15 protein-coding genes are annotated in these 16849 nt (G+C 75.5%); 9 read left to right on the forward strand and 6 right to left on the reverse strand.

What is annotated here, in order from left to right; genetic code table 11:
• Nucleotides 1-25 precede the first annotated feature (25 nt).
• The 8 genes from MN205_RS07210 (at nt 26) to MN205_RS07245 (ending at nt 8891) form a co-directional block, all read left to right on the forward strand.
• Nucleotides 26-1264, forward strand: a complete 1239-nt coding sequence (locus MN205_RS07210; RefSeq protein ID WP_242125750.1) for an amidohydrolase — start codon at nt 26-28, stop codon at nt 1262-1264.
• 155 nt (nt 1265-1419) lie between these two features.
• The gene (locus MN205_RS07215; protein ID WP_242125752.1) at nt 1420-2508 is read left to right on the forward strand and encodes a BMP family protein; all 1089 of its coding nucleotides are present in this window, start codon (nt 1420-1422) and stop codon (nt 2506-2508) included.
• A gap of 55 nt (nt 2509-2563) precedes the next feature.
• Nucleotides 2564-4078, forward strand: coding sequence for an ABC transporter ATP-binding protein (locus MN205_RS07220; protein ID WP_242125753.1), 1515 nt, complete (start codon nt 2564-2566; stop codon nt 4076-4078).
• Nucleotides 4075-5298, forward strand: coding sequence for an ABC transporter permease (locus MN205_RS07225; RefSeq protein ID WP_242125755.1), 1224 nt, complete (start codon nt 4075-4077; stop codon nt 5296-5298). Before MN205_RS07220 ends, MN205_RS07225 begins: the two co-directional genes overlap by 4 nt.
• The gene (locus MN205_RS07230) at nt 5295-6593 is read left to right on the forward strand and encodes an ABC transporter permease (RefSeq protein ID WP_242125757.1); all 1299 of its coding nucleotides are present in this window, start codon (nt 5295-5297) and stop codon (nt 6591-6593) included. Before MN205_RS07225 ends, MN205_RS07230 begins: the two co-directional genes overlap by 4 nt.
• Complete coding sequence (locus tag MN205_RS07235) at nt 6590-7051, forward strand: cytidine deaminase (protein ID WP_242125759.1); 462 nt, start codon at nt 6590-6592, stop codon at nt 7049-7051. The genes MN205_RS07230 and MN205_RS07235 overlap by 4 nt, the downstream gene beginning before the upstream one ends.
• A complete protein-coding gene (locus MN205_RS07240; RefSeq protein WP_242125761.1) occupies nt 7048-8334 on the forward strand; it encodes a thymidine phosphorylase in 1287 nt (428 codons plus the stop codon). Before MN205_RS07235 ends, MN205_RS07240 begins: the two co-directional genes overlap by 4 nt.
• Nucleotides 8335-8432: 98 nt before the next feature.
• On the forward strand, nt 8433-8891 hold the full coding sequence (locus MN205_RS07245) for a DUF4190 domain-containing protein (RefSeq protein ID WP_242125763.1): 459 nt from the start codon (nt 8433-8435) through the stop codon (nt 8889-8891).
• An 84-nt stretch (nt 8892-8975) separates the two neighbouring features.
• Here the strand turns inward: MN205_RS07245 and MN205_RS07250 are convergent, their stop codons facing one another.
• On the reverse strand, nt 8976-9836 hold the full coding sequence (locus MN205_RS07250) for an aldo/keto reductase (protein ID WP_242125765.1): 861 nt from the start codon (nt 9834-9836) through the stop codon (nt 8976-8978).
• A 254-nt stretch (nt 9837-10090) separates the two neighbouring features.
• Entirely contained in the window at nt 10091-10654 is a 564-nt protein-coding gene (locus tag MN205_RS07255) for a GNAT family N-acetyltransferase (RefSeq protein ID WP_242125767.1), read from the reverse strand.
• Nucleotides 10655-10714: 60 nt separating this feature from the next.
• On the opposite strand from MN205_RS07255, the gene MN205_RS07260 reads away from it, so the two are divergent.
• Nucleotides 10715-11824 (forward strand): adenosine deaminase, encoded by a 1110-nt coding sequence (locus MN205_RS07260; RefSeq protein ID WP_255818345.1) that lies wholly within the window; start codon nt 10715-10717, stop codon nt 11822-11824.
• Nucleotides 11825-11846: 22 nt separating this feature from the next.
• Here the strand turns inward: MN205_RS07260 and rsgA are convergent, their stop codons facing one another.
• The 4 genes from rsgA to MN205_RS07280 form a co-directional block, all read right to left on the reverse strand.
• A complete protein-coding gene (gene rsgA / locus MN205_RS07265; protein ID WP_242125771.1) occupies nt 11847-12932 on the reverse strand; it encodes a ribosome small subunit-dependent GTPase A in 1086 nt (361 codons plus the stop codon).
• Between the two features lie 64 nt (nt 12933-12996).
• Nucleotides 12997-14613, reverse strand: coding sequence for a methyl-accepting chemotaxis protein (locus tag MN205_RS07270; RefSeq protein ID WP_242125773.1), 1617 nt, complete (start codon nt 14611-14613; stop codon nt 12997-12999).
• 126 nt (nt 14614-14739) lie between these two features.
• Nucleotides 14740-15393, reverse strand: coding sequence for an aldehyde dehydrogenase family protein (locus tag MN205_RS07275; RefSeq protein WP_242125775.1), 654 nt, complete (start codon nt 15391-15393; stop codon nt 14740-14742).
• 49 nt (nt 15394-15442) lie between these two features.
• The gene (locus MN205_RS07280) at nt 15443-16825 is read right to left on the reverse strand and encodes an aldehyde dehydrogenase family protein (protein ID WP_242125777.1); all 1383 of its coding nucleotides are present in this window, start codon (nt 16823-16825) and stop codon (nt 15443-15445) included.
• Between the last annotated feature and the right edge of the window lie 24 nt (nt 16826-16849).

Genomic DNA, 16849 nt, shown 5'->3' on the forward strand with positions numbered 1-16849 from the left:
CGGGCGGGAGTAGCGTGGGGAGCCCATGAGCAGCGACACCGGGAACGACACCGCCCTCGCCCGTCCGGCGGCGCCCGTCGGACCGGCCCCGCAGCTGCCGGCCGCGCTGGCGGCGGCGCACCTGCCGGCCGTGGTGGCGCTGCGCCGCGCCGTGCACGCCCACCCGGAGCTGGCGCGCGCCGAGCGCCGCACCACCGCCGCCGTCGCCGAGCTGCTCACCGGCGCCGGCCTCGCGGTGCGCCTGCTGCCGGGCACCGGGCTGGTCGCCGAGGTCGGCCCCGAGGGCGGTCCGGCGGTCGCCGTGCGCGCCGACCTGGACGCGCTGCCGCTGGAGGAGACCACCGGCCTGCCGTTCTCCTCCACCGTGCCCGGTGTCGCGCACGCCTGCGGCCACGACGTGCACACCGCCGTCGTCGCCGGCGCCGGCCTGGTCCTGGCGGACCTGCACCGCGCCGGTGCGCTGGCCCACCGGGTGCGGCTGCTCTTCCAGCCGGCCGAGGAGGTCATGCCCGGCGGCGCGCTCGACCTCGTGGGCGCCGGCGTGCTGGACGGCGTCGTCGCCGTGTACGCGCTGCACTGCGACCCGAGCCTGGACGTGGGGACCGTGGGGCTGAAGGCGGGCCCGATCACCTCCGCCTCCGACCACGTGACCGTCCGGCTGTCCGGCACCGGCGGGCACACCTCGCGCCCGCACCTGGCCGGCGACCTCGTCTTCGCCCTCGGCCAGGTGGTCACCCAGCTGCCGGCGGTGCTGACCCGCCGCGTCGACCCGCGCTCGGGCGTGAACCTGACCTGGGGCGCCGTCCACGCGGGCGACGCCGCCAACGCCGTGCCCGCCGAGGGGTACGCGCAGGGCACGCTGCGGTGCATGGAGACCGAGGCGTGGCAGCACGCCGGGGAGCTCGTCGAGGACGTGGTCGCCGACCTCGTGCGCCCCTACGACGTGCGCGCCGAGGTCGTGCTGGTGCGCGGCGTGCCGCCGGTCGACAACGACGCGCGCGCCACCTCGGTGCTGGAGGAGGCCGCCCGCACGACGCTGGGCGCCGACGCCGTGCTGCCCACCCGCCAGTCGCTCGGCGGGGAGGACTTCGCCTGGTACCTGCACCACGTTCCCGGGGCGATGCTGCGGCTCGGCACCCACCCACCGGGCGGAGCCCGCCACGACCTGCACCGCGGTGACTACGTCCCGGACGAGGGGGCGATCGCGGTGGGGGTGCGGGTGCTGGCGGCCGCGGCCGCGGCGCCGCGCGCGCTGCTCCGTTGAGGGGTGCTCGAGGTCACGATCGGGCACGTTGCGCGCCGAGCGGGCCTGGACGGCGCAGGTTGCGCACTACGATGGCTGCGCGCCCGTCGGAGCGACTTCGACGCCCCGCGCCCCGACTGCCGGACCCTCGCGCCGGACGACCTGGAGGAACACCCGTGAAGACCTTCTCCCGCCTCGCCCCGGCCGTGGCCGTCGGTGCCGCCGCCCTGCTCCTCGCCTCCTGCGGCGAGCGGCCCACCGAGACGGCGGCCGAGGGCGGCGCCTCCGGCGGCGAGGCGTTCAAGGCCTGCATGGTGCTCGACACCGGCGGCGTGGACGACCGCTCGTTCAACCAGTCGTCCTGGGCCGGCATGGAGGCCGCCGCGGCCGAGAACCCGGACATCGAGATCTCCTACGTGCCCTCGGCCGACGACACGCAGTACGTGCCGAACCTCCAGGCGCAGGTGCAGGAGGGCTGCGACACGATCATCGGCGTCGGCGGCCTGATGGCCGACGCGATGGCGGAGGTGGCCTCGGCGAACCCCGAGCAGTCGTTCGCCGAGATCGACTCCTCCTCCGAGCTGGAGAACGTCTACGGGCTGCAGTACAACACCGCCGAGGCCGCGTTCCTGGGCGGCTACCTCGCCGCCGGCATGACGAAGACGGGTGTCGTCGGCACCTGGGGCGGCCTGCCCATCCCGCCGGTCACCATCTTCATGGACGGCTTCTGGGAGGGCGTGCAGCACTACAACCAGCAGAACGGCACGGACGTGCGCGTCCTCGGCTGGGACGAGAACAACCCCGGGGGCGGCACCTTCGCCAACAGCTTCGTCGACCAGGGCGCGGGCCGCTCCATCACGGAGACCCTCGCCGCCCAGGGCGCGGACATCATCATGCCGGTGGCCGGCCAGGCGGGCCTGGGCGCCGGTGCGGCCGCCGAGGCCGCGGGCGGTGCGCTCAACCTCATCTGGGTGGACACCGACGGTTGCGAGAACGCCGCGCAGTACTGCCAGTACTTCCTCTCCTCGGTGACGAAGAACCTCACCGACTCGGTGCGGGAGTACGTCCTGGCGGCCGCCGAGGGCGAGGCCCCCACCGGTTCCTACGTCGGCACCCTCGAGAACCAGGGCGTCGGCCTGGCGCCCTTCAACCAGTTCGAGGACGACGTCCCCCAGGAGCTGAAGGACCAGCTGGAGACGGTGCGCCAGGGCATCATCGACGGCAGCGTCGAGATCACCTCCCCGAACGCCATCGCCGCCGGCTGAGCACCGGTCCGACGACAGCGAGCGGTTCAGCGGCGACGAGAGGGACGACGCGCACGTGGAGCTGGAACTCCGGGGCATCACCAAGCGCTTCGGGCCTCTCGTCGCCAACGACGGGATCGACCTGACGGTGCGCGAGGGCGAGATCCACGCCCTCCTGGGCGAGAACGGCGCGGGCAAGAGCACGTTGATGAACGTGCTGTACGGGCTCTACACGCCCGACGAGGGGCAGGTCCTCGTCGACGGCCGGCCGGTGGAGTTCTCCTCCCCGGGCGACGCGATGGCGGCGGGCATCGGCATGGTGCACCAGCACTTCATGCTGGTGCCCGGCTTCACCGCGGCCGAGAACATCGTCCTGGGCGCCGAGATGACCCGCGGTGGCGGTCTGCTGGACCGCCGCCGCGCACGGGCGCGCGTCGTGGAGACCTCCGAGCGGTTCGGCCTGGCCGTGCCGCCGGACGCCCTGGTGGGTGACCTCGCCGTCGGCGTGCAGCAGCGCGTGGAGATCCTCAAGGCCCTGCTGCGCGAGGCGAAGGTCCTCGTGCTGGACGAGCCCACGGCGGTGCTCACCCCCGCCGAGACCGACGACCTCATGCGCGTCATGCGCGAGCTGGCGGACTCGGGCACCTCCATCGTCTTCATCACGCACAAGCTGCGGGAGGTGAAGGCGGTCGCCGACCGCATCACCGTCATCCGCCGCGGCCGGGTGGTCGGCTCGGCCGAGCCGACCGCCTCGCAGGAGGAGCTGGCCGCCCTCATGGTCGGTCGCGACGTGCGCCTGGTCGTGGACAAGGCCCCCGCCGCCCCCGGCGAACCCGTGCTGGAGGTGACCGGCCTGCGCCTGGCCGACCCGGCGGGCGCGGTCCTGCTGGACGACGTCAGCCTCACGGTGCGCGCGGGGGAGGTGCTGGCCGTCGCCGGCGTCGACGGCAACGGCCAGACCGAGCTGACCCGCAGCGTCGTCGGCCTGCAGGAGGTGGACTCCGGCGCGGTGCGCCTGGCCGGGGAGGACGTCACCGGGCTGCCGGTGCGGCAGGTGCTGCAGCGGGGGGTCGGCTACGTGCCCGAGGACCGCCTGCACGACGGCCTCGTCGCCTCCTTCAGCATCGCCGAGAACCTCGTGCTCGACCTCGTCGACACCCCCGGCTTCTCCACCGGCCCCTCCGTGGACCGCGCCGCCGTCGAGCGCAACGCGGCCGAGCGCATCGCGGAGTTCGACATCCGCACCCCCGGCGCGGACGCCGCGGTCTCCACCCTCTCCGGCGGCAACCAGCAGAAGGTCGTGCTGGCCCGGGAGATGTCCCGGCCGCTGAAGCTGCTCGTGGTCGCCCAGCCCACCCGCGGCGTCGACGTCGGCAGCCAGGAGTTCGTGCACCAGCGGATCGTCGCCGAGCGCGACCGCGGTGCCGCCGTCCTGCTCGTGTCCACCGAACTGGACGAGGTGCGCGCCCTCGCGGACCGCATCGTCGTCATGTACCGCGGCCGCATCGCCGGCGAGGTCGGCCCCGACGCCGACTCCGAGCAGCTGGGCCTGCTCATGGCCGGTGCGCAGCCGCAGGGAGGAACCCCGTGAGCACCGACGCCCCGGCGACGCCGGTCCAGCCGCCGGCGGGCACCCCGCGCCGCCGCCGGCCCACCGCCGGCGGCGAGTGGCTCGTCACCGTCTTCGCCGTCATCGGCGCCCTGCTCGTCGGCGCGGTGCTCATCGCGGTGGGCGACGCGCGCACCCGCGCCGCGGCGGGGTACTTCTTCACCTACCCGTGGGACACGTTCTCCAACGCCTGGTACGCGGTGCGCGACGCCTACGTGGCGCTGCTGGAGGGCGCGGTCTACAGCCCGGTGCTGAGCGGCGCGGCCGCGCTGGGGCCGATCTCCGAGACGCTCGTCAACGCCACCCCGCTGATCCTCGGCGGCCTCGCCGTGGCCCTGGCGTTCCGGGTGGGCCTGTTCAACATCGGCGCGCAGGGGCAGGTCATCCTCGGCGCGATCGCCGCGGCCTGGCTGGGCTTCGCGTTCGACCTGCCCGTGGTGCTGCACCTGCTCGTCGCCCTGGTCGGCGGCGTCCTCGGCGGCGCCTTCTGGGGCGGGATCGTCGGCTGGCTGAAGGCCCGCACCGGCGCCCACGAGGTCATCACCACGATCATGCTCAACTACGTGGCGATCAACCTGCTGATCTTCCTGCTGGGCGTCCCCGGGTTCCAGCGCCCGCCCTACGGGCAGGCCATCTCCGAGCAGGTCGACGCCAGCGCCACCCTGCCGCCGCTGCTGGGCGGGCCGCTGCGCGTGCACGCCGGCCTGCTGCTGGCGCTGCTGGCCGCGCTCGGCGTCCACTGGCTGTTCCAGCGCGCCCGTCTCGGCTTCCGGCTGCGCGCCGTGGGCGCCAACGCCGACGCCGCGCGCACCGCCGGCATGGACGTGGGCCGGCTGCAGGTCGTGGCGATGGGCCTGTCCGGTGCCCTGGCCGGGCTGGCCGGCGCCTCCCAGGTCCTCGGCGTCAGCGGCAGCGTCACCGGCAGCGTCGCCGGCAGCATCGGCTTCGACGCCATCACGGTCGCGCTCCTGGGCCGCAACAACCCCTGGGGCGTGGTCGCCGCCGGCCTGCTGTTCGGCGGCCTGCGCGCCGGCGGCGTGCAGATGCAGTCGGCCACCGGCGTGCCCGTCGACCTCGTGGGGGTCCTGCAGGCCCTCATCGTCCTGTTCATCGCCGCGCCCGCCCTCGTGCGGGCCGTGTTCCGGCTGCGCGCCGGTGGCCGCGGCGTCGGCACCGAGCTGGCCGGGGGGTGGAGCCGGTGAGCGCGCAGACGCGACCGGAGACGGTCGGGGACCGCGAGCACGCCGGGCCGCGCGCCGGCCGGCGCGCGCGGGGCGTCACGGGCGTGCTGCTGCTGCTCGTCGGCCTGGCGACCGTGGTCGGCTGGGGCCTGGGTTCCGGGCCCGGCGACGCCACGTTCTCCTTCGGCGGGGGCACCGTCGTGACGCTGCCCGACCTGACGCTGCCGGGCACCGTCACCCCCGTGCTTCTCGGCGGTGTCGTGGCGCTGCTGGGGCTGTACCAGCTCGCCCGCGGCTTCAGCTCCCGCCGCACCCCGCTCGTGGCGGGGGTGGCGGTCGTCGCCTTCGTCCTGGCGTTCCTGGCGTGGGCCATGAGCGGTGGCGAGGGTTCCTCCATCGACCTGGTGCGCCTGCTGCGCTCGACGGTGTTCCTGGCCACCCCGCTGATCCTCGGCGCGCTGGCCGGCGTGCTGGGCGAGCGCAGCGGCATCGTCAACGTCGCCATCGAGGGGCAGCTGCTCACCGGCGCCTTCACGGCCGCGCTCGTCGGCTCGCTGGCCGGCAGCCTCGGCGCCGGCGTCGTCGGCGGGGTGCTGTCCGGCGCGGTGGTCGGCTGGCTGCTGGCGGTGTTCGCGATCCGGTACCGCGTCAACCAGGTCATCCTCGGCGTGGTCCTCAACGCCGCCGCCCTGGGCTTCACCGGCTGGGCGTACAAGGCGCTCATGCAGTCCGACACCGCCCGCTTCAACTCGCCCGGCGTCCTGCAGCCCGTGGCGATCCCGGTGCTCTCGGAGATCCCCGTGCTGGGGCCGCTGCTGTTCGAGGCGAACGTCGTCGTCTACCTGATGTACGTGCTCATCGTGGCGCTGCAGGTCGTGCTGTTCCGCACCCGCTGGGGCCTGCGCACCCGCGCCGTGGGCGAGCACCCCAAGGCCGCCGACACCGTCGGCGTGCCGGTGCTGCGCATGCGCTACGTGAACGTGGTCGTCGCCGGCGGCATGGCCGGCCTGGGCGGGGCGTTCCTGTCCGTCGGCACCATCGGTCCGTTCACCGAGAACATGTCCGCGGGCAAGGGGTTCATCGCCCTGGCCGCCGTCATCTTCGGCCGCTGGACCCCCAAGGGCGCCGTGGCGGCCTCGCTGCTCTTCGGGTTCTTCGCCGCCCTGCAGACCCTCGTCGGCGTCCTGCCGTACGGGTCGTCGGTGCCGGCCAGCTTCCTGTCGGCGCTGCCGTACCTGGCGACGATCTTCGCGGTGGCCGGCTTCGTCGGGCGGGTGCGCCCCCCGGCGGCCAGCGGGGAGCCGTACCCGGCGTGAGCGAGGAGACGACCGTGCCCGGGATCGACTTCGAGGCCCTGCGCGCCGCGGCGCGCGCGGCCCTGGCCCACTCCTACTCGCCGTACTCGCGCTTCCCCGTGGGGGCCGCCGCGCTCGTCGACGACGGGCGCGTGGTGTCGGGGGCGAACATCGAGAACGCCTCCTACGGCGTGACCCTGTGCGCCGAGTGCACCCTGGTGGGGCAGCTGCGCATGAGCGGCGGCGGCCGGCTCGTGGCGTTCGCCTGCGTCGACGGTGCCGGGAACGTGCTCATGCCGTGCGGGCGCTGCCGCCAGCTGCTGTACGAGTTCGGCGGCCCCGCCCTGCTGGTGGACACCCCGCGCGGGGTGCTGCCCATGACCGAGGTCCTGCCCGACGCGTTCGGCCCGCACGACCTGGACGACCCCGCCCGCAGGACCCCCGCCCCCAGCGACCCCACCGAGGAGCCCCGCCCGTGAGCCAGCGGTTCGCCGCCGTCGACGTCATCCGCACCAAGCGCGACGGCGGCCGCCTGTCCGACGCCCAGATCGACTGGGTGATCGACGCCTACACCCGCGGCGAGGTCGCCGAGGAGCAGATGTCGGCGCTGGCCATGGCGGTGTTCCTCAACGGCATGTCCCGCGAGGAGGTCAGCCGCTGGACCACGGCGATGATCGCCTCCGGCTCGCGGCTGGACTTCACCGACCTGCCCCGCCCCAGCGTGGACAAGCACTCCACCGGCGGTGTCGGCGACAAGGTGACGCTGCCGCTGGCTCCGCTGGTCGCCGCCTGCGGGGCGGCCGTGCCGCAGCTGTCCGGGCGCGGGCTGGGCCACACCGGCGGCACCCTGGACAAGCTGGAGTCCATCCCCGGCTGGCGCGCCTCGCTGGAGCTGCCCGAGATCCGGCAGCAGCTGATCGACGTCGGTGCCGTGATCTGCGCCGCCACCGGCGACCTCGCCCCGGCGGACAAGAAGCTCTACGCGCTGCGCGACGTCACCGGCACGGTGGAGGCGATCCCGCTGATCGCCAGCTCCATCATGAGCAAGAAGATCGCCGAGGGCACCAGCGCGCTCGTCCTGGACGTCAAGACCGGCTCCGGCGCGTTCATGAAGGAGCTGGCGCAGTCGGTGGCGCTCGCCGAGGCGATGGTGGCGCTGGGCACCGACGCCGGGGTGCGCACCACCGCCCTGGTCACCGACATGTCCACCCCGCTGGGCCGCACCGCCGGCAACGCGCTGGAGGTGCGCGAGTCCGTCGAGGTCCTCGCCGGCGGCGGCCCCGCCGACCTCGTGGAGGTCACCCTGGTGCTGGCGCGCGAGATGCTCGCCGCCGTCGGGCTGGACGCCGTCGACCCCGCCGACGCCCTCGCCGACGGGCGCGCCATGGACGCCTGGCGGCGGATGGTCGCCGCGCAGGGCGGCGACCCCGACGCGCCCCTGCCGACCGCGGCGCACACCCACGACGTCCTCGCCACCGCCGACGGGTACCTCACCGAGGTCGACGCGATGGCCGTGGGCGTGGCCGCGTGGCGCCTGGGCGCGGGCCGAGCGCGCCGCGAGGAGGCCGTGCAGGCCGGGGCCGGGGTGGAGCTGCACGCCGTGCGCGGTGACGCGGTGCGCGCCGGGCAGCGGGTCGCGACCCTGCACACCGACACCCCCGAGCGCTTCGCCTGGGCGCTGGAGGCGCTGGAGCCCGGTCTCGTGGTCGGCGCCGCGGCGCCCGCCGCGGTGCCGCTGGTCCACCGCCGCGTCACCGCCTGACGCCGGCGGGCCCGCGCGCCCCGCGTGCTCCGGCCCGCGGGAGCTGACACGATCGGCGTCCGAACAACAGCCCGACCGCACAGGAACGAGGGGACGACATGTCGACGCCGGGCAACGAGTACGGCAACCAGTACGGCAACGAGCACGGCAACCAGTACGGCGGCTACCAGGACCAGCCCTACGGCGCGCAGCCCCGCAACGGCGTCGGCCTGGCCTCGCTGATCCTGGGCATCATCGGCCTGCTGCTGTGCTGGTTCCTCGGCATCGGCATCATCCCCGGCATCATCGGGCTGATCCTGGGTGTCGTCGGGATGAAGCGCGCCAAGCGGGGCCTGGCCACCAACCGCGGCGTGGCGATCGCCGGTGTGGTCACCAGCGTCCTCGCCGTCATCGCCAGCGCGATCTTCCTGGCGATCACCATCGCCGTCGGCACGGCGTTCTGGAACAACGGTGGGGCCGACCTCACCGAGTGCCTGCAGAACGCCGGCGACGACCTCGCCGCGCAGCAGCAGTGCCAGCAGGACTTCAACGAGAACCTCGGTGTGACCGTCGAGTGACCGTCGAGTGACCGTCGAGTGACCGCCGAGTGACCGTCGAGCGGCCACGACGGGCCCCGGCGTGCGCCGGGGCCCGTCGGCCGTTCAGGCGGCGTCGGTGAGGGCCTGGAACTCCTCGTCGGTCAGCTCCACGTCGGCCGCGGCGCAGTTCTCCTCCAGGTGCTCCACCGAGGAGGTGCCGGGGATCGGCACGATCACGGGGGAGCGGCGCAGCAGCCACGCCAGTGCGAGCTGGCCGGTGGTGGTGCCGGGGTGGTTGCCCGCCACCGCGTCCAGCGGCCCGCCCGGGCGGGCGAGGGTGCCCGCGTCGACCGGGGCCCACGGGATGAACGCGATGCCCTGCGCGGTGCAGAAGTCCAGCAGCTCCTCCGCGCGCCGGTCGCCGAGGTTGTAGCGGTTCTGCACCGACGCCACCGGCAGCCCGGCGGCCTGCGCGGCCTCCACCTCGTCGACGCCGACCTCGGACAGGCCCACCTGCTTCACCAGGCCCTCGTCGAGGAACGACTTGATCTCGCCGAACTGCTCCTCGCGGGGGACCTTCGCGTCGATGCGGTGCAGCTGCCACAGGTCGATCTGCTCCACGCCGAGGCGGCGCAGCGACATCAGCAGGCACTGGCGCAGGTACTCCGGGCGGCCCAGCGGAGGCCACACGTCCGGGCCGTGGCGGGTCAAGCCGCCCTTGGTGGCGATGACGACGTCGCCGTAACCGGACCCGTCGTGCAGGGCCTCCTTGATGAGGTCCTCGGACACGAACGGGCCGTAGGAGTCGGCGGTGTCGATGAACGTCACGCCGAGCTCGACCGTGCGGCGCAGCACGCGCACGGCCTCGTCGTGGTCCTTCGGCGGCCCCCAGATGCCGGGGCCGGTGATGCGCATCGCGCCGTAGCCGAGGCGGTGGACGGTCTTGCCGCCCAGGTCGATGGTGCCGCTGTTCGCGACGGTCATGGGTTTCCTCTCCCGCGGAGCCGGTCGGGCGGCGCGCTCGGGCGCCGCGCCGACGCTACGTCCGCTCCGCGTCACCCGCCCGCTCACCCGCCCCCCTCAGCCGCCCCACCGCCCCCTCCCCGTGGTGATCGTGCACGGGTGAACTCTCAACCGTGCATGATCACCGCGGGGAGCGGAGGGAACGGAGCGGAGGGAACGGAGCGGAGGGAACGGAGCGGGAGGAGGGAGCGGAGCGGGGGAAGAGGGTGGTGGCGTCAGCGCGGCTCCGTCGGCGGCTCGCCCGCCGGGCCGTCCTCGCCCAGGGTGCGCTGCCACCAGGTGACGTCCCGCCAGGCGCCGTGCTTGAAGCCCACCCGCCGGTAGGTGCCGACGCGTTCGAAGCCCATCGCCGCGTGCAGCCCGGCGCTCGGCGCGTTCGGCTCGGCCACCCCGGCGAACAGCGAGCGGTACCCGCGCCGCTCCAGCCGCGCGAACAGCTCGGCGTACAGCAGGCGCCCCACGCCGCTGCGGCGCCGCCCGAGCTCGGCGTACACGCTCACCTCGCACGACCAGCGGTAGGCGGCGCGACCGGAGAACGGCCCGGCGTACGCGTACGCGACCACGCGCGGGCCCTGCTCGCCGGCTTCCTCGGCGACGACCCAGGCGTGCCGCTCCTGCGCGCTGGCGATGCGCCGGGCCAGCTCCGCCGCGTCCGGCGGCTCCGACTCGAACGAGATCACCGTCTCGCGCACGTACGGGGCGTACAGGGCGGAGCAGGCGGCGGCATCTGCGGCGGTGGCGTCGCGCACGCTCAGCGCGACCGGGGCGGGGGAGGACACGCCCGCAGGTTAGGAGCGGCTCGGGGCTGTCAGGATCGGGGGGTGAGCACCCTCGACGACATGCGCGCCCTGCCCAAGGTGTCCCTGCACGACCACCTCGACGGTGGCCTGCGCCCGGCGACGATCGTGGAGATCGCCTCGGCCAACGGGCACACCCTGCCCACCACCGACCCCGAGCAGCTCGCGGAGTGGTTCCGCGAGTCCGCCGACTCCGGCTCCCTGGTCCGCTACCTGGAGACGTTCGACCACACCGTCGCCGTCATGCAGGACGCGGAGTCCCTGGCCCGGGTGGCCACCGAGGCCGTCCTGGACCTCGCCGCCGACGGCGTCGTCTACGGCGAGCTGCGCTACGCCCCCGAGCAGCACCTGCGCGGCGGCCTCACCCTCGACGAGGTCGTCGTCGCCGTGGAGGAGGGGATGCGCCGCGGTGAGCAGCAGGCCGCCGAGGCCGGGCGCACCATCCGCGTCGGAACCCTGCTGACGGGGATGCGGCACGCCGACCGCTCCCTGGAGATCGCCGAGCTGACCCTGCGCCACCGCGACGACCCGGACGGCCGCGTCGTCGGCTACGACATCGCCGGTGCCGAGGACGGTTTCCCGCCCGGTCGCCACCGCGAGGCGTTCGACCTGCTGCACGCGGCGAACTTCCCCGTCACCATCCACGCCGGTGAGGCCGCCGGGGTGGAGAGCATCGCCGAGGCGCTGTTCCCGTGCGGGGCGCAGCGCATCGGCCACGGCGTGCGGATCGTCGAGGACATCGAGTTCGGCGACGGCACCGACCGCCTCGGCCTGCCCGACGCCCGGCTGGGGCGGGTCGCGAACTGGGTGCGCGACCGCGGCGTGGTGCTGGAGCTCGCCCCGTCCAGCAACGTGCAGACCGGCGCGGCCACCAGCGTCGCCGAGCACCCCGTGACCGTGCTGAAGGACCTGGGTTTCTCGGTCTCGGTGAACACCGACAACCGGCTGGTGTCGGCCACCACCCTCTCGCGGGAGTTCGCGCTGCTCGCCGACGGGGCCGGCTGGACGCTGGAGGACGTGGAACGGGTCACCATCACCTCGCTGGCGGCGTCGTTCCTGCCGTTCCCGGACCGCCTGGCGCTCGCCGCCGACGTCATCCGGCCCGCGTACGACGCGGCGCGCGAGGCGGCCCGCGGCGGCGCGCAGGGCTGACCCCGGGAGTCCGGGGAGTCGTTCAGCCCCGCGGGCGGTGCGCGCGCTGCTGCTTGTGGATCACCTTCCACCGCTGCGTGCGTTCCGCCCGCAACCGCGCGTCGGTGCGGGCGGCGAAGAACTCCTGCTCGCGCTCCAGCTTGCGGTAGCTGTCCAGCCGACGCCGGTCGATCACCCCGGCGTCGATCGCGGCCACCACCGCGCACCCGGGCTCCGCGGTGTGGGTGCAGTCGCCGAAGCGGCAGTCCACCGCGAGGTCCTCCACGTCGGCGAACGTGCGCTGCAGGCTCTCGGCGGCACCCTCCCCGCCCAGGCCGACGGTGCGCAGACCGGGGGTGTCCACGAGCACCAGCCCGCCGGGCAGCGGCAGCAGTTCCCGCTGCACGGTGGTGTGCCGGCCCTTGCCGTCCCCGGCGCGCACTGCCGCGGTGGCGAGGCGGTCCTCCCCGAGCAGCGCGTTGGCGAGGGTGGACTTGCCCGCGCCCGAGGCGCCGAGGAGCACGACGGTGCCGGACAGCTCCCCGCGGAGCTCCTCGACACCCGCCCCGCGCTCGGCGCTCACCGCGTGCACACCGGCGCCCAGGGCGGCGGTCTCCACCTCGGCCAGGGCCGCCGCCAGTTCCCGGCCGGTCAGCAGGTCGGTCTTGGTGAGCACCACCAGCGGCCGGGCGCCGGAGTCCCAGGCGAGGGCGAGGAACCGCTCGACGCGGCCCAGGGGCGCTCGCCGGGCGGGCGCGACGACCACGACGACGGTGTCGACGTTCGCGGCCAGCACCTGCTCGGTGGAGCGGCCGGAGACCTCCGCCCGGGTCAGCGCGGTGCGCCGGGGCAGCACCGCGAGCAGTTCCGGGTCGGCGCCGGCCAGGCCGAGCACCACCCAGTCGCCGGTGGTGGGTTCCGGCAGCAGCGCGCGCGGCACGCCGACGCGCTGCGGGCCCAGCGGGGTCTGCACGTCGAGCGCACCGCGGTGGGTGCGCACGACGCGGGCGGGCACGAGCGGCCCGGGGTGGTCGTGGTGGTGCTGCGCCAGCGCGAGTTCCCAGCCCTCGTCCCAGCCGTACGGGTCGAGGGGGTGCGCGGCGCTCCTCTCCTGCGCGGAAGTCGTCACGCGACGACGGTAGGAACCTCCCGGCACCGCGGGCGAGGGGTTTTCCGCGGTGCCGGGCCCGGTGTCAGTAGCGGAACCGTGCGACGAGGGCGCTCAGCTCCCGGGAGGTGCGGGCGAGGTCGGCGCTGGTCTGCTGCGACTCGGTGACCGCCTGGGCGGTGGAGGAGGCGGCGTCGGCGACCCCGGCGATGTTGGTGGCGATGTCCCCGGAGGACGCGGCGGCCGCGGCGACGTTGCGGTTCATCTCCGCCGTCGTGGCGGTCTGCTCCTCCACCGCGGACGAGATCGTCACCTGGAAGTCGTTGATGCGGCCGATGATGGCGGAGATCTCCCCGATCGCCCCCACGGCGCCGGCGGCGTCGGACTGGATGGTCTGCACGCGCCGGGAGATGTCGTCGGTGGCGCGGGCGGTCTGCTGGGCCAGCTCCTTCACCTCGCCGGCGACGACGGCGAAGCCCTTGCCCATCTCCCCGGCCCGGGCGGCCTCGATGGTGGCGTTCAGCGCCAGCAGGTTCGTCTGCTCCGCGATCGCGGTGATGGCCTTGACGACCGAGCCGATCTCCTGCGAGGACTCGCCCAGCGCGGCGATCGTGCGGCTGGTGGACTCCGCGACCTGCACGGCCTCGGAGGCCACGCGGGCGGCCTCGTCGGTGTTGGAGGAGATCTCGCGGATCGAGGCGCCCATCTCCTCCGAGCCGGCGGCGACCGTCTGGACGGTGGAGGAGACCTCCTCGGCGGCGCCGGAGACCACACCCGCCTGCGCGGAGGTCTCCTCCGCACCGGCGGCGATCTGGGTGGAGATCGCCGACATCTGCTGCGCGGAGGCAGCGACACCCGCGGAGGCGGTGTCGATGGTGCCGACCAGCTCGCGCAGCTGCGCGGTCGCGGTGTCCAGCGACTGGGCGGTGCGGCCCACCTCGTCGTGCGAGGTCAGCCCCGCGGTGCGGGTGAGGTCGCCGTCCTTGAGGCCGTCGGCGACCGCCTGGACCTTGCCCAGGCCGGCGGCGATGGAGCGGGCGATCGCGGCGCCGGCGGCCAGCGCCACGGTGATGCCCACGGCCAGCAGCACCAGCACGGTGGTGCGGCTGTCGGTGTAGGTCTCCTCGACGTCGGCGGCGAGCTGGTCGACGGTGGCGTTCTCGATGTCGCGCAGCGTCGCGAGGGTCTCGTTCATGACGTCGGTGTGCTCGCCGAGCTGCTCCTGCACCTCGTCGACCCGGCGGAGGTCGCCGGCGCGGCTGGCGGGCACGCCCTCGGCGTCGCGCAGCTCGTTGTAGGCGACCCAGGCGTCCTCGAAGGCCCGCACGTGCTCCTCGCGACCGGTCTGGTCGGTGCTCTTGTAGGCGGCCAGCGCCTCCTCCACCGCGGCGCGGTCGGCGGTGAGCTGCTGCTCCCTGTCGGCCTTGGCCGCCGGCTCGGTGCTGAGGACGTGGCTGAGGAAGTCGATGCGGGCCTCGCGGAACTCGATCGCGACGTCGTCGAGAGCGCGGATCGCGGTGAACCCGTCCTCGTCCATGTGCGCGGCGCTGTCCCGCACCGCGCCCAGGGAGCGCAGTCCCGTCACGCCGACGAGGACGCCGACCAGCGCGGCCAGGGCCACGGCGGCGAGGACCTTCACGGCGATGCCGCGGTCGGCCCACCACGCACCGGCCTTCGCGCGGTGGGGGTTGTTCGCGTTCACAGGTGCCTCCGAACGGGGGACGATCGTTTCCGGCCCTTGCATCGGCAACTACCGTGGCGGGCTGGAGGACCGGTGCCCGGAGCACCGACCACGAGCGCGCCCCCGGGTCGCGCCGGCGGCCGTGCGTCAGCCGGTGAGGGAGACGTCGCGCAGCAGGGGGCCCAGGAGCCCGGCGTCGGAGGGCGGTCCCGCGTCGGCCGGCGGCAGCACCCGGGTGCCCGCGGCGGCCGCCGCGCGGCGCACCGCGGCGGTGAACTCCGGCCCCGCCCAGCGGGCGTCCAGGACCTCCACGCCGCCGGCCAGCAGCGCCGTGGTGGCCGGGTCGCCCGGCAGCGCGGCCGCGGCCCCGTCGCCGAACTCCGCCACCACGGCGTCGGCCAGCCGCTCCAGGGGCCCTGCGCCGGTCAGCACGCACGAACCGCCGGCGGCAAGGACGGCCATCGTGCTGCGCACGGTCGGCAGCAGCCGGCCGCCGCCCAGGACGCCCACCACCGAGGGCGGGGCGCTGCCGGGCAGCCTGGGCACGAGCAGGTCCAGCTTGTCGGCCCACCCGGCCCAGCGGACCGCCGCGTCGATGCAGTAGTCGACCGCCGCCAGCGCCTCGGAGAGCCGGCAGCGCTCCGTGCGGCGCACCAGCTCCACGAGCTCGGTCCGCCGCGCCTCCAGGTCCACCGCGACGGACAGCAGGGCGCGCCCGCGCACCAGGGGGGCTGCGGCGCCGGTGGCGGCGGCCGCCCCGACCGCGGCCGCCAGCACCTTGCGCACCACGTCCTCGCCCACGCCCGGCTCCGGGGCGGGGTCCGTGCCGGGCTGCGAGCCCGCTGCCCGGTCAGCCACGGCAGGCCCGCAGCAGCAACCGCGCGTCCAGGCGCGCGTCCGGGCCCGCCGGCGCGTCCAGGCCCAGGCGCTCGCGGTGCGCACCGGCCAGCCAGCCGCGCCGCTCGGGACCGCTCGGGCCCCACACGGTGACGGCGGTGGCCTCCGCCAGCAGCGTGCGCGGGTCCACGCCGTCGCGCACCGTGCGCACGCCCAGGACGGGCCCCGGCGGGGGCGGCAGGGTGCGCCGGCCGGTGGCGACGACGGCCGGAGCCGCCCACCAGCCACCGGCGGGCAGTCCCGCGGGCACGGCGGCCACGCCGTTCACCGCGGCGGCCTCGCGCGCCACCTCCGGCGACGGGCACGGGCCGACGCGGGTGGTGCGCTCCAGCGGGTCCCCGACGCGCAGGGCCGCCGCGGCGGCGTCCAGCCGGGCCACCACCGCCTCGGCGAGCGGTTCGACCACGAGCACCCGCGAACCGCCGGGACGGCCGTGGGCGCCGTCGGCCAGACCGGCCAGCAGCGCGGGCAGCACCGCGTCCAGGTCCGCACCGGCCAGCACCACGTCCACGGCCGTGGTGTCGCGGTCGGCCACCAGGGGCGTGCCGCGGTCGGCGAGGTCGAGGGCGAGTTCGCGCAGCTGCTCCGCGGTGCCGTCCGCGCGCACCGCGAGCAGCCCGTCGGCCTCCCACAGCACGGCGTCGGCGACCGGGTCGCGCCCCGGGGCGCTGGCCACGAGCCCGTCGGGCAGGCCGGCGTCGGCGCAGGCGCGCACGACCCGCTCGGCCACGGGCGCGGACTGCGCGTCGGGGCGCAGCAGCACCCCGGCGCCCGCGGCCAGCCCGGCGGCCACGGCGGTGAGGACCGCCGCCGGGGTGCTGCGCCACGTGGTGAGGACGGCGACGGCGCCACCGGTGCCGGGCCGGGCGCCGAGGGCGTCGAGCTTGTCGGCCCACCCGGCGGTGGAGAAGGCGGCGTCGAGCAGCCGGGGCCCGTCCACGGCGAGGCCGGTGGCCACGGGGCGCCCGGTGGTCAGGGCGCGGGTGACGGCCAGGGGGTGGACGTGGTCGGCGAGGACGTCGGCGAGGGTGAACAGGTGGCGGGCCCGGTCCTCACCGCTGAGCCAGGCCCACTCGGCGCGGCTGACGGCGACGACGCGCTCGAGGAGGCGGGTGAGGACGCCGTGGGCGGTGTCGGCGACGGCGAGGAGGTGCTCGCCGGTGGCGGGTGCGGCGACGTCGGTGCGGGGAGAGGTGCCGTCGCCCCCGGTGGCGGTCAGCTCGGCGGGCAGCGCGGCGAGGGAGGCGTCCTCGCGCGGGGGGCCCTGTGCGCGCCCCGGCTGCTCGCGGAGGTGCCGGGGCGCCCTCCCCGATGCTTCCGGTAGTTGCGACGTCACGGTGCGTAAGTCTACTGAGGTGCG

The organism is Kineococcus sp. TRM81007 (assembly GCF_022669155.1).
Taxonomy (GTDB): Bacteria; Actinomycetota; Actinomycetes; order Actinomycetales; family Kineococcaceae; genus Kineococcus.

Bases quoted from the DNA above. Each gene is read 5' to 3' on its own strand.
- MN205_RS07210 (WP_242125750.1), top strand. From the start codon at position 26: ATGAGCAGCGACACCGGGAACGACACCGCCCTCGCCCGTCCGGCGGCG.
- MN205_RS07260 (WP_255818345.1), top strand. From the start codon at position 10,715: ATGCGCGCCCTGCCCAAGGTGTCCCTGCACGACCACCTCGACGGTGGC.
- MN205_RS07245 (WP_242125763.1), top strand. From the start codon at position 8,433: ATGTCGACGCCGGGCAACGAGTACGGCAACCAGTACGGCAACGAGCAC.
- MN205_RS07250 (WP_242125765.1), bottom strand. From the start codon at position 9,836: ATGACCGTCGCGAACAGCGGCACCATCGACCTGGGCGGCAAGACCGTC.